The organism is Dorea amylophila (assembly GCF_025567265.1).
GTDB classification, from domain to species: domain Bacteria; phylum Bacillota; class Clostridia; order Lachnospirales; family Lachnospiraceae; genus Dorea_A; species Dorea_A amylophila.
On record NZ_JAOQJW010000018.1, the window covers coordinates 52,806 to 70,701 of the forward strand.

General features: G+C 43.4%; 15 protein-coding genes. All 15 read left to right on the forward strand.

The annotated features are described in order from the left end of the window. Positions 1-15 precede the first annotated feature (15 nt). The 15 genes from prfA (at position 16) to OCV72_RS11895 (ending at position 17,885) form a co-directional block, all read left to right on the forward strand. Positions 16-1,092 carry a peptide chain release factor 1 gene (prfA, locus tag OCV72_RS11825; RefSeq protein ID WP_006428954.1) on the forward strand — a complete coding sequence of 359 codons (1,077 nt, stop codon included), beginning with the start codon at positions 16-18 and terminating at the stop codon, positions 1,090-1,092. A 58-nt stretch (positions 1,093-1,150) separates the two neighbouring features. Then, a complete protein-coding gene (locus OCV72_RS11830; RefSeq protein WP_055284050.1) occupies positions 1,151-2,059 on the forward strand; it encodes a DUF2156 domain-containing protein in 909 nt (302 codons plus the stop codon). Between the two features lie 38 nt (positions 2,060-2,097). Next, positions 2,098-3,285, forward strand: coding sequence for a pyridoxal phosphate-dependent aminotransferase (locus OCV72_RS11835; protein WP_055284052.1), 1,188 nt, complete (start codon positions 2,098-2,100; stop codon positions 3,283-3,285). Between the two features lie 9 nt (positions 3,286-3,294). Next, positions 3,295-4,350 (forward strand): histidinol-phosphate transaminase, encoded by a 1,056-nt coding sequence (hisC, locus tag OCV72_RS11840; RefSeq protein WP_055284055.1) that lies wholly within the window; start codon positions 3,295-3,297, stop codon positions 4,348-4,350. 12 nt (positions 4,351-4,362) lie between these two features. Next, positions 4,363-4,875, forward strand: a complete 513-nt coding sequence (locus OCV72_RS11845) for a COG2426 family protein (RefSeq protein WP_055284058.1) — start codon at positions 4,363-4,365, stop codon at positions 4,873-4,875. Between the two features lie 340 nt (positions 4,876-5,215). Further along, a complete protein-coding gene (locus OCV72_RS11850) occupies positions 5,216-6,175 on the forward strand; it encodes a carbohydrate kinase family protein (RefSeq protein ID WP_055284060.1) in 960 nt (319 codons plus the stop codon). A gap of 7 nt (positions 6,176-6,182) precedes the next feature. Beyond that, positions 6,183-7,523 carry a Mur ligase family protein gene (locus OCV72_RS11855; RefSeq protein ID WP_028088296.1) on the forward strand — a complete coding sequence of 447 codons (1,341 nt, stop codon included), beginning with the start codon at positions 6,183-6,185 and terminating at the stop codon, positions 7,521-7,523. 14 nt (positions 7,524-7,537) lie between these two features. Then, positions 7,538-8,260 carry a type 1 glutamine amidotransferase gene (locus OCV72_RS11860; protein ID WP_055284089.1) on the forward strand — a complete coding sequence of 241 codons (723 nt, stop codon included), beginning with the start codon at positions 7,538-7,540 and terminating at the stop codon, positions 8,258-8,260. 97 nt (positions 8,261-8,357) lie between these two features. Further along, positions 8,358-8,591 (forward strand): hypothetical protein, encoded by a 234-nt coding sequence (locus tag OCV72_RS11865; RefSeq protein ID WP_028088294.1) that lies wholly within the window; start codon positions 8,358-8,360, stop codon positions 8,589-8,591. 108 nt (positions 8,592-8,699) lie between these two features. After that, positions 8,700-9,158 carry a hypothetical protein gene (locus OCV72_RS11870; RefSeq protein ID WP_028088293.1) on the forward strand — a complete coding sequence of 153 codons (459 nt, stop codon included), beginning with the start codon at positions 8,700-8,702 and terminating at the stop codon, positions 9,156-9,158. A 121-nt stretch (positions 9,159-9,279) separates the two neighbouring features. Continuing rightward, positions 9,280-10,341 carry a flavodoxin-dependent (E)-4-hydroxy-3-methylbut-2-enyl-diphosphate synthase gene (ispG, locus tag OCV72_RS11875; RefSeq protein ID WP_055284062.1) on the forward strand — a complete coding sequence of 354 codons (1,062 nt, stop codon included), beginning with the start codon at positions 9,280-9,282 and terminating at the stop codon, positions 10,339-10,341. Further along, on the forward strand, positions 10,334-14,845 hold the full coding sequence (locus OCV72_RS11880) for a PolC-type DNA polymerase III (RefSeq protein ID WP_055284064.1): 4,512 nt from the start codon (positions 10,334-10,336) through the stop codon (positions 14,843-14,845). The genes ispG and OCV72_RS11880 overlap by 8 nt, the downstream gene beginning before the upstream one ends. 21 nt (positions 14,846-14,866) lie before the next feature. Then, positions 14,867-15,430, forward strand: coding sequence for a tRNA 5-(aminomethyl)-2-thiouridylate-methyltransferase MnmM (gene mnmM / locus OCV72_RS11885; protein WP_055284090.1), 564 nt, complete (start codon positions 14,867-14,869; stop codon positions 15,428-15,430). Positions 15,431-15,567: 137 nt separating this feature from the next. Further along, positions 15,568-17,316, forward strand: coding sequence for an indolepyruvate ferredoxin oxidoreductase subunit alpha (gene iorA, locus OCV72_RS11890; protein ID WP_055284066.1), 1,749 nt, complete (start codon positions 15,568-15,570; stop codon positions 17,314-17,316). Then, positions 17,316-17,885, forward strand: a complete 570-nt coding sequence (locus tag OCV72_RS11895; protein WP_055284068.1) for an indolepyruvate oxidoreductase subunit beta — start codon at positions 17,316-17,318, stop codon at positions 17,883-17,885. Before iorA ends, OCV72_RS11895 begins: the two co-directional genes overlap by 1 nt. The last annotated feature ends 11 nt before the right edge of the window (positions 17,886-17,896 follow it).

Sequence of the window (17,896 nt, forward strand, 5' to 3'; positions counted from 1 at the left end):
TAAGGAGGAAATACCATGTTTGATAAATTAGAAGATCTGCGCATCCGTCTGGATGAGATATTAAATGAACTTCAGGAACCGGATGTGGCAAATGACCAGAACCGCTTCCGCAAACTTATGAAAGAGCAGAATGACCTGACTCCGATTGTAGAGGCGTATAATGAATACAAAGAATGCAAACAGGCAATCGAGGACAGCCTCGAGATGTTAGAGGAAGAGTCTGATGAAGAGATGCGTGAACTTGCAAAAGAAGAATTGAATGATAACAAAAAGCGTGTAGAGGAACTGGAACAGGAATTGAAAATCCTTCTTCTTCCGAAAGATCCGAACGATGAAAAGAATGTTATCGTCGAGATCCGTGCCGGTGCGGGCGGAGACGAGGCGGCACTTTTTGCAGCTGAAATCTACCGTATGTATATGCACTATGCAGAAAGTCAGAGATGGAAAGTCGAACTGGTAGAGTGTGAAGAGATTGGTATCGGCGGAATGAAAAATGTAACATTTATGATCGACGGAAAGGGTGCGTACTCAAAGATGAAATACGAATCCGGAGTTCATCGTGTACAGCGTGTACCGGAGACAGAATCCGGCGGACGTATCCACACTTCTACTATTACTGTAGCAGTTATGCCGGAGGCAGAAGACGTAGATATCCAGATTGATGAAAAAGATATCCGTATCGATGTAATGCGTGCATCCGGTAACGGAGGACAGTGTGTCAATACGACAGATTCAGCTGTACGACTGACTCACTATCCTACAGGAATCGTGATCTACAGTCAGACAGAGAAATCACAGCTGCAGAACAAGGACAAAGCATTTGCTCTCTTGCGTGCGAAGCTGTACGATCTGGAATGCCAGAAACGTCATGATGCCGAAGCAGAGGCAAGAAAGAGTCAGATCGGTACCGGAGACAGATCCGAGAAGATCCGTACTTATAACTTCCCACAGGGACGTGTGACAGATCACCGTATCGGACTTACATTATACAAACTGGATAAGATCATGAATGGAGACATCCAGGAGATCATTGATGCCTGCATCGCAGCCGATCAGGCTGCAAAGCTTGCAAATATGAATGAGGAAATGTAAGAATCCGGAATATGACTATCAGAAAATAGCTGAAACTAAAAGAAGGTAAATATAAAGGATGGAAGCAATACAGTTTAAGCGTGCAGAATTAGAAGATCAGGAGATTATTGCGCATTACTTTGAACATCATACCAGCAGAAGCTGTGAGAGAACATTTGCCAATGTTTATCTTTGGTCCAGACAATATCCGGTGAAGTGGGCAATTGTACAGAATGCACTGGTATTCAAAAGTGAAGATGAGAATCACGTATCTTTTGCGTATCCGGCAGGAGCGCCGGAAGATGTAAAAAATGCACTGGAAGAGATGATGGAGTATTCTAAAGAAAAAGGCAGACCGTTCCTGATGTACAATGTGACACCGGAATATTTCGAACAGCTGAATGAATGGTATCCGGAAAGATTTCAGATTGAGTATGACAGAGACTCTGCAGATTATGTATATGAATCAGAAAAGTTAGCGACGCTTTCAGGGAAAAAACTCCATGGGAAACGTAACCATATTAATAAGTTCAAAAGTTTGTATGACGGACGCTGGTCATATGAAAGTATGACCAGAGAAAATCTGGAAGACTGCTTTCAGATGGCATTAAAATGGCGGAAAGAGAATGAATGTGAAGACGACGATGAAAAAAGGGGTGAGATGTGTGTGGCATTGAATTCCCTTCGTCTGTTCGAAGAGCTTCATCTGACCGGAGGAGTTTTACGGATTGACGGAGAAGTTGTAGCATTTACGATTGGAGAACCTATCTGTGAGGATACGTATGTAGTGCATATTGAAAAGGCATATGCAGATGTACAGGGTGCATATACAATGATCAACCAGCAGTTTGTAGAACATGAATGTATGAACTACAAATATGTGAACAGGGAAGATGATACCGGAGCGGAAGGACTCAGAAAAGCAAAACTTTCATACCGTCCTGTCTTTATGGTGGAAAAGGGCGATGTGACAGAAAAAGATGTTTGAAAGACAAAAAAGACTTGCAGTGAGAAAGGAGCAATAAAATGATAGCGGATAAGATGAAAAATATGGTGGCCAACAGTTCGGCTATCCGTGCAATGTTTGAGGAAGGTAACCGTCTGGCAGGGATTTATGGAGCTGAGAATGTGTTTGATTTCAGTCTTGGTAATCCGAATGTGCCGGCACCGGAGGCTGTAAAGAATGCGATCATCGAGATTGTAAATGACACAGATCCGGTTGCACTTCACGGATATACCAATAGCAACTGCGGATATGCGGAAGTAAGAGCAGCAGTAGCAAAATCTCTGAATGAACGTTTTGATACGCACTTTGAGGGAAAGAATATTGTTATGACAGTTGGTGCCGCAGGAGGTCTGAATGTTATCCTGAAAGCGATCATCAATCCGGGAGATGAAGTAATTGCATTTGCACCATATTTTGGAGAATATCGTTCTTATACAAATAATTACGATGGTGTGCTGGTCGAAATTTCACCGAATACTGTAGATTTTCAGCCGAAACTGGATGAATTCGAGCAGAAGATCACGCCTAAGACAAAAGCAGTCATCGTTAACAATCCGAATAATCCTACAGGTGTGGTGTACTCCGAAGAGACGATTAAGAAGCTTGCTGCCATCATGGAGGCAAAACAGAAAGAATTCGGAACGGATATTGTCCTGATCTCAGATGAACCATATCGTGAACTTGCTTATGACGGAGTAGAAGTTCCTTATCTCACAAAATATTATGATAATACAGTTGTAGGATATTCTTACAGTAAATCGCTGTCTCTTCCGGGAGAACGTATCGGCTACCTGGTGATTCCGGATGAGATGAAAGACAGTGAAGAAGTACTTTCCGCAGCAAATGTGGCGACACGTATCCTTGGATTTGTTAATGCACCGACACTGCAGCAGAAAGTAGTAGAAAAATGTCTGAATGAAAAGACAGACCTTTCTTTCTATGACCGCAACAGAGAAGACCTTTACAACGGCCTGAAAGAATGTGGATTCGAGTGTATCAAACCACAGGGTGCATTCTATCTCTTTGTAAAATCACCGGTTCCGAATGAGAAGGAGTTCTGTGAAGCCGCTAAGAAATATAATATTCTGATCGTACCGGGAAGCTCCTTTGCGTGTCCTGGATATGTAAGACTTGCATACTGTGTATCTCACGAGACGATCATCAATTCACTTCCAAAATTCAAAGAACTGGCGAAAGAATATTTCTAGGAGAGCAGCATGAAAGCATTTGAAAAGAACATTCGAAAAGTAGAACCTTATGTGCCAGGCGAACAGCCGCAGCGCAAAGTAATCAAGTTAAATACCAATGAGAACCCATACGCGCCGGCACCGGGCGTGACAAAAGCACTGGAGGAGATGGATACAGACCGTTTACGGCTGTATCCGGATCCGACGGCAGCACCGCTTGTGAATGCCCTGGCTGATTTTTATCATGTGAATCCGGATCAGGTCTTTGTAGGAGTTGGCTCGGATGATGTATTATCTATGTGTTTCCTGACATTTTTTAATTCGGAAAAACCAATCTTTTTCCCGGATATTACCTATTCCTTCTATAAGGTATGGGCGGATCTGTACCGCATTCCGTATGAATGCCAGAAGTTAGATGAGAACTTCAAGATCGTAAAAGAAGATTACTACAAGGAAAATGGTGGTGTGATCTTCCCGAATCCGAATGCACCGACAGGGCTTTATGAAGATCTGGCTGACGTAGAAGATATTATCGCACATAATCAGGATGTGATCGTAATTGTAGATGAGGCATATGTTGATTTTGCTGGACGTTCTGCGCTGGAACTGATTGACAAATATGAGAATCTGATCATTGTACAGACATTTTCAAAAGCAAGATCAATGGCAGGAATGCGTATCGGTTATGCAATCAGTAATCCGACTCTGATCAAATACCTGAATGATGCAAAATATTCTTTCAACTCTTATACTATGAACCAGACATCACTGGTATGCGGTGTGGAAGCGGTAAAGGATCAGGCATATTTTGAAGCGTGTGTGAATAAGATTATCGAGACACGTGAATGGGCAAAAGAAGAATTAAAGAATCTTGGATTCCGCTGCCTGAATTCCAAATCGAACTTTATCTTTGCCATGCATCCGGATTATGATGCAAAAGAATTATTTGGAGCACTGAAAGAGAATGATATCTATGTGCGCTTCTGGGGCAGTGAGAGAATCGAACAGTATATGCGTATCACTGTAGGAACCAGAGAAGAGATGGAAGCAATGTTTGCGTTCCTGAAAAAATATATGAATAAATAAGAGGAGTTTCTTATGACCAATACATTAATACATGGAATTATTGATGCGTTAAGCGGAAGTGTAAGTAAAGAGGTAATTGTATTTCTGATTTCCATGATTCCGATCCTGGAACTTCGTGGTGCACTTCTGGTTGCGGGACCGATCCTCGGAGTGAAAGTGTCTACTGCGATACCGTTGTGTATTATCGGAAATATAATTCCGGTTCCTTTCATTTTACTTCTGATCACACCGGTGTTTAAATGGATGAAAGGGACGAAGACATTCAAACCGCTGGTAGATAAACTGGAGAATAAAGCGATGAGTAAGAAAGATCAGATCGAGAAATATGAATTCTGGGGTCTGGTATTATTCGTAGGAATTCCGCTTCCGGGAACCGGAGCATGGACGGGCTCACTGATTGCGGCGCTTTTGGGAATGAAGTTTAAGAAAGCATTTCCGGCTGTTGTCATCGGCATCTGCATGGCAACTGTGATTATGTGGTTTATATCGTATGTACTTCTCGGAGGCATACATTTGTTAGGATAAAAGAAGAAAGTCACATAAAAAGTTTTGGCGGAAACTTTTTATGTGACTTTCTTACAAAACGCTATCAAGAGAGGGTTCGTGGGAGGGGAGTACCATCCAAACACGAACATTTGTGAAATCGTTGTTTCACAATATAAAATAATACGTCAGGTTGTTGTATTATTTGTTATTATTTTATCAATCATTACCAAATTCGTAAATAGGCAAAAATGACAAAAAAATAACAAAGACTTATGCGGAAATTAGTGATAATGCACTTTCAATACGGACAGGTTTTAAAATGACAAATTATATGGTAAAATAAATAATAATATAAAGATTAAGATAAGGAGTAGTGTATATGGAAAAGAAGTATGACGTGACAGCACTCGGAGAGCTGTTGATCGATTTTGCGGTAAACGGGGAAAGTGAGCAGGGAAATCAGTTATTTGAAGCATGTCCGGGTGGAGCACCATGTAATGTACTTGCAATGCTGAATAAACTGGGAAGAAAAACAGCCTTTATCGGAAAAGTAGGTGATGATCAGTTTGGTAAATTATTGAAGGATACGATTACGAATACAGGAATAGAAGCAAAGGGACTTGTAATGGATAAGGATATCCACACAACACTTGCTTTTGTACATACTTTCCCGGATGGTGACAGAGAATTTTCTTTTTACCGCAAACCGGGAGCAGATATGATGTTAAAGGAAGAGGAAGTAGATTATGATCTGATTCGTCAGTCAAAGGTATTCCATTTCGGAACACTTTCTATGACAGATGAACCGGTAAAAACTGCAACAAAGAGGGCACTCTCCGTTGCAAAAGAAGCCGGATGTATGATCACGTTTGATCCGAATTTACGTCCGCCGCTCTGGAAGACGCTGGATGAGGCGAAGGAGCAGATGGAGTACGGATTTGAAAACTGTGATGTACTGAAGATTTCGGATAATGAGATTCAGTTCGTATCCGGAGAAGAAGATTATGATAAAGGAATTAAGTATCTTCAGGAGAAATATCAGATACCGCTTATCTTCCTGACTATGGGAAAAGAAGGAAGCAGAGCTTATTATAAAAATCTTCGTGTAGAACAGCCGGGATTTACCGTGAAAGCAATCGAGACAACAGGAGCAGGTGACACGTTCTGCGGATGCTCTATCAATGGTGTGTTGAAGTATGGCCTGGATAATCTGGACGAAGAAAAATTAAAAGAGATTCTGACATATGCAAATGCGGGTGCAGCACTGATCACGATGAAAAAAGGTGCAATCCGCTCGATGCCGGAACCGCAAAATATCAAGGAACTGATCGGGGAATAAAAAAATTATGGGAGTACGCAGAATGCTGGCTGTATGGGCAGCAAAGATAAGTGAAAAAGCAAGTGTACACATCTTTCACCGCCAGGGTGTGACCTGGGCGGGGAAAATTGCATTAAAGATTGATCCAAGTATCCTGCACGATCTTGCAGGCCAGGTTAGAAAAGATATTTTTATTGTATGCGGAACCAATGGAAAGACGACGACCAACAATATGCTTTGTGCAGCAATTGAAAAAGAAGGCTATAAAGTAATCTGTAATCATACCGGATCGAACATGTTGAATGGAGTTGTAGCAGCATTTGTATTGGGCGCAGGCTTCAGTGGTAATCTGGATGCAGATTATGCCTGTATTGAGATTGATGAGGCATCAACTAGAAGGGTATTTCCACATTTTAAGCCGGATTACATGGTGTTGACAAATCTGTTCCGTGATCAGCTTGACCGCTATGGTGAGATTGATATTACAATGAACATCTTAAAAGAAGTGATGCAGAGTGCACCAAAGATGAAGGTGATCGTGAACGGAGATGATGCATTGTCCGCATACCTTGCAATGGAAAGCGGTAATCCGTATGTGACTTACGGTATCAGCGAAAAGGTAGTGAATGATAAAGATTCGCATGAGATCAGAGAGGGACGTTTCTGTAAAAAATGCGGGGCTCCGTTGAAGTATAATTTCTATCACTACAGCCAGCTTGGAGATTATGCATGTACGGGTTGTGAGTTTAAGCGGCCGGCAATTGTATATGATGCATCGGATGTAGCGGTCAGTGATCATCTTGCATTTACAGTTGAGGAAAGACATCTGGAAGCCAATTATAAAGGCTTCTACAATGTATATAATATTCTGGCAGCATATGCAGCAGGAAGAACCGGAGGACTTGGACTGGAACATTTCCAGGACATGCTTGCAGAATTTAATCCGGAGAATGGCCGCATGGAACAATTTGATGTACAGGGCACAAAGATTGTGCTGAATCTTGCAAAGAATCCGGCGGGATTTAATCAGAATATTTCTGCGGTAATGCAGGATGAATCCATGAAAGATGTAATCATTGTGATCAATGACAATGCACAGGACGGAACGGATATTTCATGGCTCTGGGATGTGGATTTTGACAGATTCAAGGGAGCGAATATCAATTCCATTACAGTAAGCGGTATCCGTTGTCAGGATATGAGATTACGTATGAAATACGTAGATATTACGTCCATGCTGGAAGCAGATGTGGAGAAGGCAATCCGTGAAAGAGTAGAAAATGGATGTGGTAACCTGTATGTACTGGTGAACTATACAGCTCTGTTCAGTACCCGGAATGTATTGAAAAAGATGGAAGGAGAAGGATAATGGAGACTAAGGATATGAAACTTACAATCGGTCATCTGTATCCGGATCTTTTGAATCTGTACGGAGACAGAGGGAATATTGCATGTCTGATGAAACGCTGTATCTGGCGGGGAATAGAAGCAGAGACAATAGAATTCAACACCGGAGATCAGATCGATTTTTCAAAACTGGATATCGTTTTGCTGGGAGGCGGTTCCGACAGGGAACAGGCAATCGTGTGTAAAAGTCTTCTGGAAATCCAAAGTGAATTCAAAGATTATGTAGAAGACGGCGGTGTGGTCATCGCAGTGTGCGGCGGCTATCAGCTTCTTGGGAAGTACTATAAAACAGATGCCGGAATGATCGAGGGCCTGAATCTGGTGGATATCTATACGGAGCAGGAAGAAGGACGTCTGATCGATAATATCGTTCTGGACAGTGAACTTGTAGACATGCCGGTAGTAGGATTTGAAAACCATGGCGGAAGAACTTATCTGAATGGAAATAAACCGTTCGGAAAGGTTCTGTACGGAGCCGGAAATGATGGTAAAAGTGGTTATGAAGGTGTTGTGTATAAGAATGTGATCGGAACCTATCTGCATGGTCCGCTGCTTCCGAAGAATCCACAGGTCAGTGATTATCTGATCAGAAAAGCGCTGGAAAGAAAGTATGGCGGAGAAGTGATTCTTACTCCACTGGATGACAGTCAGGAAAAAGAAGCAAATGATTATATTTATCACCGCTTTGTAAAGGAATAAGAACTGTCCGGCAAAAATCGTCAGTTTTTCAAAGGAAAGCTGACGATTTTTGCTTTTTGCGGTATTGTGTGGATAAAAAGAAAAGGAGACAGTAAAAATGCGTGTGGAACGTTTTAAAATGGAAAGAGAAGGTCTGGTGACAGAAGGACAGGAAGTAGAGATCAGTGAACGAAGTGCCGTTACCGGCCAATATACATATCTGGTCGAACCATCCATCGCTATGTCAGGAATCTACCGTACCAGACAGCGGATCAGAGCAAGAAAAGGAAAGATCAAGAAGATTGAACAGACGGACAGGGGATTTTATCTGCTTGTGGAGATTGACGAGTAAAGGGAAGAAGAAACAAAAGACCTGTCGTTGACACAGAAGAAAAAAGCACATATAATCTATAATAGCGGGAATAATAAAAGACACAATAAAAAGAAGGGAAACGGATAGATGATAGAAAACAATGATGAGGCAAAAAGAAGTAAGATATGGACAGTCGTTACGTCTGTTACATCTGTCCTGATTATAATCGTAGCAATATTTCTTCTGATGAAGATGTTTACGGGGAATCCGTTAGAAGGTTCCTGGACGGATGAGGACGGTAATATGAATCTGAAGATCAGTCGTGATGGTCAGATGACGGTAACAATTCCGGCATCGGGAGAAGGAAAAGATACAGAAGTTCCGATGACATATACGATGAACAAAGAATCCAAGACGATTTCTATACAGCAGGACGATGCACAGATTCAGAAAATTGCAGAAAAGTCGGATGGACAGTATACGACAGAGACTTTGAAAAATGCAGTACAATCCATAGGAACGACATTTGAATATAGTATTGATGACGGAACGCTGACATTGACAGAGCGTGAATATGGAGAACAGATGATGTTCAATAAGAATTAAAAATGACAGCCCCTCTATATGTATGGTATAGAGGGGCATTTGTTGCTATAGGGACAAATGCGTATATGCAAGAAGAAAGACAAAAAAGAAGTTTATATATCATAAAAACGGAGGGAAAAGGATGGAAGACTACAGAAATAAAACGAAAAAAGTACAGATCGGTAATGTGTGTATCGGCGGCGGGGAGCGGATTGCGATCCAGTCTATGACGAACACGAAAACAGAAGACGTGGAAGCCTGTGTGGCGCAGATCTTAAAGCTTGAGAAAGCGGGATGCGATATTATCCGGGTGGCGGTTCCGACGATGGAGGCAGCAGAGAGTATCCGCAAGATCAAAGAACAGATACATATTCCGCTGGTGGCAGATATTCACTTTGATTATCGCCTTGCAATTGCCGCAATTGAGAACGGGGCAGATAAGATCCGTATCAATCCTGGGAATATCGGGGATGAAAAAAGAGTCCGTGCAGTGGTAGAAAAAGCAAAAGAATATAATATTCCGATCCGTGTCGGAGTGAACAGCGGTTCACTGGAGAAACATCTGGTAGAAAAATATCATGGAGTAACGGCAGAAGGCCTGGTAGAAAGTGCACTGGACAAAGTACATATGATCGAAGAAATGGGATATGAAAATCTGGTGGTCAGTATCAAATCATCGGACGTTATGATGTGTGTAAAAGCACATGAACTTCTGGCACCGGTATGTCCGTATCCGTTACATGTCGGCATTACAGAATCAGGAACGCTGCTTGCAGGGAATATCAAATCTTCCATCGGACTGGGACTGATCTTAAGCCAGGGGATCGGTGATACGATCCGTGTATCGCTGACCGGAGATCCGGTAGAAGAGATCAAATCCGCAAAACTGATCTTAAAGACGCTGGGGCTTCGGAAAGGCGGGATCGAAGTGGTATCCTGCCCGACCTGCGGAAGAACCAAGATCGATCTGATCGGACTTGCAAATAAGGTAGAAGAGATGGTGGCAGATATCCCGCTGGATATTAAGGTGGCTGTTATGGGCTGCGTGGTTAACGGACCGGGAGAAGCAAAGGAAGCAGATATCGGAATTGCCGGCGGAATCGGAGAAGGTCTTCTGATCAAGAAAGGTGAGGTCGTGAAGAAAGTAAAAGAAGACGAATTATTGGAGACATTGAGACAGGAGTTGTTACACTGGAATGAGTAAGCCGTTTTTTGAGGTATTTCCGACATTAAAAGTAAAAGATGATATTCAGATGATGTTTCAGGGCGTAGAGGTGACGAAAGTTTCCACAAATTCTACGAGAGACTTTATCCGTGTAAGCATTTACAGCAGACATCTGATCCAGAAAAAGGATATATATGAAGTGGAGCGTATGTTGAAGCAGCAGTTATTTGCCAGAAGCCATATCCAGGTGACAGTGCGGGAGCAGTATGACCTATCGGAACAGTATACACCGGAGAATCTGATGAATGAATACTACGACAGTTTTCTGCTGGAACTGGATCAGAAGAGCGTTGTAGAGCGGAACATGCTCCAGAACGCCAGTTATGAATTTGAAAATGGTAATATTCTCTGTCTGACGCTGACGGATACGATTGTTGCACAAGGAAAAAAGGACTCCCTGTCGGAGTATCTGACGGGTGTATTTGCAGAGCGTTTTCAACGGCCGGTGGAGATACGGGTTCTGTATGAAAAGGCAAAAGACAGTAAGTTGAAATATAACGAAGCCAAATTAGAACAGGAAGTAGAGGCAATTCGTGAACAGTCTGAGGCTGTCAAGGCAAAGAAAGCACAGGAACAGAAAGAAGAGAAAAAAGAGGAAAAAAGTGCGTCAAAAAGCACTTCCGGTGGAGAAAACAGTAATAAAATCAGCGCTAAGAGTTCCAAATCATTTGGAAAAGGCAGCTATTCGTTTGTACGTAAGGCTACGGATGATCCGAATCTGATTTACGGACGAGACTTTGACGATGAGACGATCGAACTGCAGAATGTGTTAGGCGAGATGGGTGAGATCACAATCCGTGGAAAAGTCATCAGTATGGAGACCAGAGAGATCCGTAATGAGAAGACGATCATTATGTTTGCAGTTACAGATTTTACGGATTCTATTATGGTGAAAATGTTTGTGCGGAACGATCAGCTTGCGGATATTTTGGGAGATATTAAGACAGGTGCATTTTTGAAGTTAAAAGGAGTAACAACGGTAGACCGTTTTGATTCGGAACTGAATATCCAGTCGGTAGTCGGAATCAAGAAAATCAGTGATTTTACAGAGTCAAGAGTGGATACTGCACCAGAGAAACGAGTGGAACTTCACTGCCATACCAAGATGAGCGATATGGATGCGGTAACAGACGTCACAACGCTTCTAAAGCAGGCGCATGACTGGGGACATCCGGCGATGGCGGTCACGGATCATGGTGTAGTTCAGGCATTCACGGATGCAAATCATTATATTGAGTCACTGGATAAGGACGATCCGTTCAAAGTTATCTATGGTGTGGAAGGATATCTGGTAGATGATCTGACTGATGTAGCGGTAAATGAAAAAGGGCAGTCGCTGGATGACATGTATGTAGTCTTCGATCTGGAGACAACCGGATTCAGTCCAATCAAGGATAGGATCATCGAGATCGGTGCGGTAAAGGTAGAACATGGCGTGATCACAGACAAATTCAGTACATTTGTCAATCCGAAAGTACCGATCCCGTTCCAGATCACACAGCTTACCAGCATTACCGACCAGATGGTTATGGGGGCGCCGGATATTGAGACGGTTCTTCCACAATTTCTGGAGTTCATAGGAGATGCGGCACTGGTCGCACACAATGCCTCTTTTGATGTAAGTTTTATTGAACAAAACTGCAGATATCAGGATATCCAGCCGGATTTCACATCGGTGGATACGGTGTCGATGGCGCGTATCCTTCTGCCGACGTTGTCAAAGTATAAGCTGAATGTGGTGGCAAATGCACTCCATATTTCACTGGAGAACCACCACCGGGCGGTCGATGACGCCGGGGCAACTGCGGAGATATTTGTAAAATTTGTGGAAATGTTAAAGGACAGAGGCATTTATGATCTGGCGAAGTTAAACCAGTTTGGAGAGAACAATGCTGATGCTGTTCGGAAACTTCCGTCATACCATGTGATCATTCTGGCACTGAATGAAGTGGGACGTGTGAATCTGTATACCCTGATCTCAATGTCTCATCTGAAATACTATGCAAGAAGACCAAGAATTCCAAAGAGCGAACTGTCGAAATACAGAGAAGGACTTCTGGTGGGAAGTGCCTGTGAGGCGGGAGAACTTTATCAGGCGATTCTGAATGAAAAGTCGGAAGAACGAATCGCAAAGATCGTAAACTTCTATGATTATCTGGAGATCCAGCCGCTTGGCAATAACCAGTTCATGATCGAGAGCCCGAAGATTACGAAGGTACAGAACGAGGAAGACTTAAAAGAGATCAACCGGAAGATCGTGGCACTTGGCGAACGGTTCAATAAGCCGGTTGTCGGAACATGTGATGTACATTTCATGAATCCGGAGGATGAGGTATACAGAAGGATTATCATGGCAGGGAAGGGATTCGGTGATGCGGACAGTCAGCCGCCACTGTATCTTAGGACGACTGATGAGATGCTGGAGGAATTCGAATACCTGGGATCTGCAAAGGCAAGAGAGATTGTCATTGAGAACCCGGTGAAGATCGCCGGAATGGTGGAGAAGATCACACCGGTGCGTCCGGACAAGTGTCCGCCGGTCATCCCGGATTCGGATAAGATGCTGCGTGACATCTGTTATAACAAGGCGCATTCAATGTACGGGGAAGATTTGCCGGAGATTGTTACCGAGCGTCTGGAACGAGAATTGAATTCTATCATATCAAATGGATTTGCCGTTATGTACATTATTGCACAGAAACTGGTATGGAAGTCGGTGGAGGACGGATATCTGGTAGGATCCCGTGGTTCCGTAGGATCTTCCTTCGTGGCGACCATGGCTGGGATTACAGAGGTTAACCCGTTAAGTCCTCATTATTATTGTAAAAAATGTCACTACAGCGACTTTGAGTCAGAAGAAGTCAGAAAATTTGCCGGAGGCTGCGGATGGGATATGCCAGACCGGATCTGTCCGGTGTGTGGAGAAAAGCTTACAAAAGACGGTTTCGACATCCCGTTTGAGACATTCCTTGGATTTAAGGGAAATAAAGAACCGGATATCGACTTGAACTTCTCGGGAGATTATCAGAGTAATGCACACAAATATACGGAAGTCATCTTCGGCGCAGGTCAGACGTTTCGTGCCGGAACGGTTGGTACACTGGCGGATAAGACAGCGTTTGGGTATGTAAAGAATTATTACGAAGAACACGGACAGGGAAAGAGAAAATGTGAGATTGACCGTATCGTACAGGGCTGTACGGGAATCCGACGAAGCACCGGACAGCATCCGGGAGGAATTATCGTACTTCCGCTTGGTGAAGAGATCAACTCCTTTACGCCGGTACAGCATCCGGCGAATGATATGACGACCGATATCGTTACCACACATTTCGATTACCATTCGATCGACCACAACCTGTTAAAGCTTGATATTCTCGGACATGATGATCCGACCATGATCAAGACGCTGGAGGAATACATCAGCTCTCCGGCGATGGACAATGAATACAATGAGACGGATAATCGTTTTGATGCAACCAAGATTCCGTTGGATGATCAGGGGGTGATTTCGCTATTCCATGATACATCGGCACTTGGGATCAAACCAGATGATATCGGCGGATGTCCGGTCGGATGTCTGGGAATCCCGGAATTTGGAACAGACTTTGTTATCCAGATGGTCGTGGATACGAAGCCGAATACAATCTCGGATCTGATCCGTATCTCCGGGCTGTCACATGGAACAGACGTATGGCTGAATAATGCCCAGGAACTGATCCGGAGCGGTAAGGCAACGATTTCTACTGCAATCTGTACCCGAGATGATATCATGACGTATCTGATCAACAAGGGAATGGACAGCGAGGAATCCTTTACTATTATGGAACGTGTCCGTAAAGGAACGGTTGCCAAAGGAAAATGTAAGGAATGGCCGGAATTCAAAAAAGACATGGCTGAGCATAATGTACCGGACTGGTATGTCTGGTCGTGTGAGCAGATCAAGTACATGTTCCCGAAGGCGCATGCGGCGGCGTATGTCATGATGGCATACCGTATCGCATATTGTAAGATCAACTATCCGCTTGCATATTACGGGGCATATTTCGGAATCCGTGCAGATGCATTCTCTTATGAGATCATGTGTCAGGGGAAGGAAAAGCTTCAGTACTATATCGATGATTACAATCGTCGTTCTGCGACACTCAGCAAAAAAGAACAGGATACGATGAAAGATATGAAGATCGTTCAGGAGATGTATGCAAGAGGATTCGAATTTGAGCCGCTTGACATCTACAAAGCACAGGCAACGAAGTTCCTGATCGTAAATGGCAAACTGATGCCGCCGCTTTCCAGCATTGACGGTATGGGAGAGAAGGCTGCCGAGGCAGTTGCAGAAGCCTCAAAAGATGGGACCTATCTGTCGCTGGATGATTTCAGACAGAGAACAAAAGCAAGTAAGACCGTTATTGACACGATGGTTGATCTTGGAATCCTTGCGGATCTTCCGGCATCGAACCAGCTGTCATTGTTTGATTTTTAGGAGAGAGAACAGATGGGAAGAATAAAACAGTCACAGATCACATACTGGTGTCACGAGATCATCCGTTCACAGGCAGAAGCAGGCGGATGTTATATCGATGCGACCATGGGAAAGGGGAATGATACCTTGTTCCTGTGTGAGCTTGCCGGAGAAAATGGAAAGGTACTTGCATTTGATATTCAACAGGAAGCACTGGATGCGACGCGAGAATTACTAAGGACACACGGAAAAGAGCAGCAGGCGGAACTGATCCTGGACGGGCATGAGCATATGGACCGGTATGCAATGGAAGAGAGTACAGATGTGATCTGTTTTAATTTCGGATATCTTCCAGGCGGGGATCATAAGCTTGCAACTACATACCAGACCAGCATAGAGGCAATCGGAAAAGGTCTCGGCATACTGAAACACGGTGGTATGATGAGCCTGTGTATTTATAGTGGCGGAGATACCGGATTCGAAGAAAAAGAGAAGATTCTCGAATACATAAAAGGACTTCCGGGAAGAGAGTATACCGTGATCGTCAATGAATACTATAATCGGAAGAACTGTCCGCCGATGCCGGTATTTATATTTAAAGAGTAATCCGGAAGCAAAAGAAACGAAGACAGAAAAATTTGGAATTTGACAAATCAATGCTTTAACTCATGAAAGTATTATGTTATACTATTACAAGGTGGCGTAAACGGAATGCCGCTTACACGAAAGGATGGAAGAGAAGTATGTCAGAAAAAGTAATTATGCTTGGGAACGAGGCAATCGCCAGAGGTGCATATGAGGCCGGAGTAAAGGTATCGGCAGCATATCCTGGTACGCCTAGTACAGAGATCAGTGAGAACCTGGTCAAATATAAAGATAGTTTATACTGCGAATGGTCACCGAATGAAAAAGTTGCAACAGAAGTAGCGATCGGTGCATCCGTATCAGGAGTACGTGCTATGTCCTGTATGAAGCATGTGGGATTTAACGTGGCAGCGGATCCTACATATACCGTATCTTACATGGGAGTCAACGGAGGACTTGTCATTGTTGTTGCAGATGATCCGGGACTTTACAGCTCTCAGAACGAGCAGGATACAAGAATGGTCGCTCGCGCGGCACAGCTTCCAGTGATCGAACCATCAGACAGTGCAGAAGCAAAAGAATTTATTAAGATCGCATTTGATTTAAGTGAACAGTTTGACCGTCCGTTTGTATACCGTACGACAACAAGACTTGCACATTCACAGGGACTTGTAGAATTAAACGAACGCAAAGAGATCGAAGATAAACCATATGAGAAGAATATCCGCAAGAATGTTATGATGCCGGGAAATGCGAAACTCCGTCACGTAGAGATCGAAAAACGGAATCAGGAACTGGCAGAGGCAGCAAATACACTTCCGATCAACAGAGTTGAGATGAACGATACAAAGATCGGTGTGATCACAAGTGGAATTCCTTATCAGTATGTAAAAGAAGCACTTCCGGAAGCATCTGTGTTAAAACTTGGACTGGTGAATCCGCTTCCGAGAAAGCTGATCGAGGACTTTGCTTCGAAAGTAGATACATTATACGTTGTAGAAGAACTGGATCCTGTCATTGAGACACAGGTGAAATCTTGGGGGATCAAGGCAATTGGTAAAGAAATCTTTACAGTACAGGGAGAGTACAGTGCGAATATGATCCGTCAGGCAATCCTAAAAGAGGAACTGGACATCAGCAAACCTGCAGAGGCACCGGGAAGACCACCGATCTTATGTCCGGGATGTCCACACAGAGGTGTGTACTATGTGCTGAATAAGTTAAAGATACATGCAGCAGGTGATATTGGATGTTATACACTGGGAGCAGTTGCACCACTTAGTGTCGTGGATACAACAATCTGTATGGGAGCCAGTATCTCAAGTCTTCATGGTATGGAAAAAGCCAAAGGAAAAGAATATATCAAGAACTGGGTCGCTGTGATCGGGGATTCTACATTCTTACATACCGGTGTCAATTCGCTTATGAATATGATGTATAACAAAGCAACGGGAACAGTTATTATTTTAGATAACTCTACAACGGGTATGACCGGTCATCAGGATCATGCGGCAACCGGAAAGACACTTCAGGGAGATCCGACATACGCAATCGATATTCCTGCTTTGTGCCGCGCGATCGGAGTGAAGAATGTTGTGGAAGTCAATGCAAGAGATATCCAGGCAGTAGAGAAAGCGGTGAAAGAAGAAATCGCAAAAGATGAAGTATCTGTGATTATCACAAAGACACCTTGCGTTCTTTTGGATAAGTCGAAGAAACCGTTATATCAGACACACACAGACAAATGTAAAAAATGTGGTATGTGTATGAAACCGGGATGTCCGGCTATGACAAAGAATGCAGACGGTACCATTTCTATCGATGATACAATGTGTACAGGTTGCGGACTTTGTGCAAGCTTGTGTAAATTTGACGCAATTGAGTTAGTAAAGGAAGGTGACAGATAATGGCAGCAAAGAATATTATGATCGTCGGAGTCGGCGGACAGGGAACACTGCTTACAAGCAGAATCTTAGGAGGCCTTGCCATTGCCGGCGGCTATGATGTAAAGCTTTCCGAAGTACATGGAATGGCTCAGCGTGGCGGAAGTGTTGTAACATTTGTAAGATATGGGGATAAAGTGGCAGAACCGATCGTAGAAGAGGGGCAGGCGGATGTGATCATCGCATTCGAACGTCTGGAAGCACTCAGATATGCACATTTTCTGAAAAAGGATGGTGCACTGATCATCAATGACTGGAGAATCGATCCGATGCCGGTTGTGATCGGGGCAGCACAGTATCCGGAAAATATTATTGAGACACTCGGAGAAGAACACAGAGTCTATACAGTAAATGCAACAGAAGAAGCAAAGAAGATCGGTAATCCAAGAGTGTTCAACCTGATCGTACTTGGTGTAGCGGCTCAGCATATGGATTTTACAAAAGAACAGTGGTACGAAGTGATTGAAAAGACAGTTCCTCCGAAAACCATTGAGATTAATAAAAAAGCATTTGACGTTGGCTATCATTTATAAGGAGGTACGGA

Excerpts from the sequence above, each read along its gene's own strand:
- prfA (WP_006428954.1), top strand. The coding sequence starts at position 16 with ATGTTTGATAAATTAGAAGATCTGCGCATCCGTCTGGATGAGATATTA.
- OCV72_RS11830 (WP_055284050.1), top strand. The coding sequence starts at position 1,151 with ATGGAAGCAATACAGTTTAAGCGTGCAGAATTAGAAGATCAGGAGATT.
- OCV72_RS11835 (WP_055284052.1), top strand. The coding sequence starts at position 2,098 with ATGATAGCGGATAAGATGAAAAATATGGTGGCCAACAGTTCGGCTATC.
- hisC (WP_055284055.1), top strand. The coding sequence starts at position 3,295 with ATGAAAGCATTTGAAAAGAACATTCGAAAAGTAGAACCTTATGTGCCA.
- OCV72_RS11845 (WP_055284058.1), top strand. The coding sequence starts at position 4,363 with ATGACCAATACATTAATACATGGAATTATTGATGCGTTAAGCGGAAGT.
- OCV72_RS11850 (WP_055284060.1), top strand. The coding sequence starts at position 5,216 with ATGGAAAAGAAGTATGACGTGACAGCACTCGGAGAGCTGTTGATCGAT.
- OCV72_RS11855 (WP_028088296.1), top strand. The coding sequence starts at position 6,183 with ATGGGAGTACGCAGAATGCTGGCTGTATGGGCAGCAAAGATAAGTGAA.
- OCV72_RS11860 (WP_055284089.1), top strand. The coding sequence starts at position 7,538 with ATGAAACTTACAATCGGTCATCTGTATCCGGATCTTTTGAATCTGTAC.
- OCV72_RS11865 (WP_028088294.1), top strand. The coding sequence starts at position 8,358 with ATGCGTGTGGAACGTTTTAAAATGGAAAGAGAAGGTCTGGTGACAGAA.
- OCV72_RS11870 (WP_028088293.1), top strand. The coding sequence starts at position 8,700 with ATGATAGAAAACAATGATGAGGCAAAAAGAAGTAAGATATGGACAGTC.
- ispG (WP_055284062.1), top strand. The coding sequence starts at position 9,280 with ATGGAAGACTACAGAAATAAAACGAAAAAAGTACAGATCGGTAATGTG.
- OCV72_RS11880 (WP_055284064.1), top strand. The coding sequence starts at position 10,334 with ATGAGTAAGCCGTTTTTTGAGGTATTTCCGACATTAAAAGTAAAAGAT.
- iorA (WP_055284066.1), top strand. The coding sequence starts at position 15,568 with ATGTCAGAAAAAGTAATTATGCTTGGGAACGAGGCAATCGCCAGAGGT.
- OCV72_RS11895 (WP_055284068.1), top strand. The coding sequence starts at position 17,316 with ATGGCAGCAAAGAATATTATGATCGTCGGAGTCGGCGGACAGGGAACA.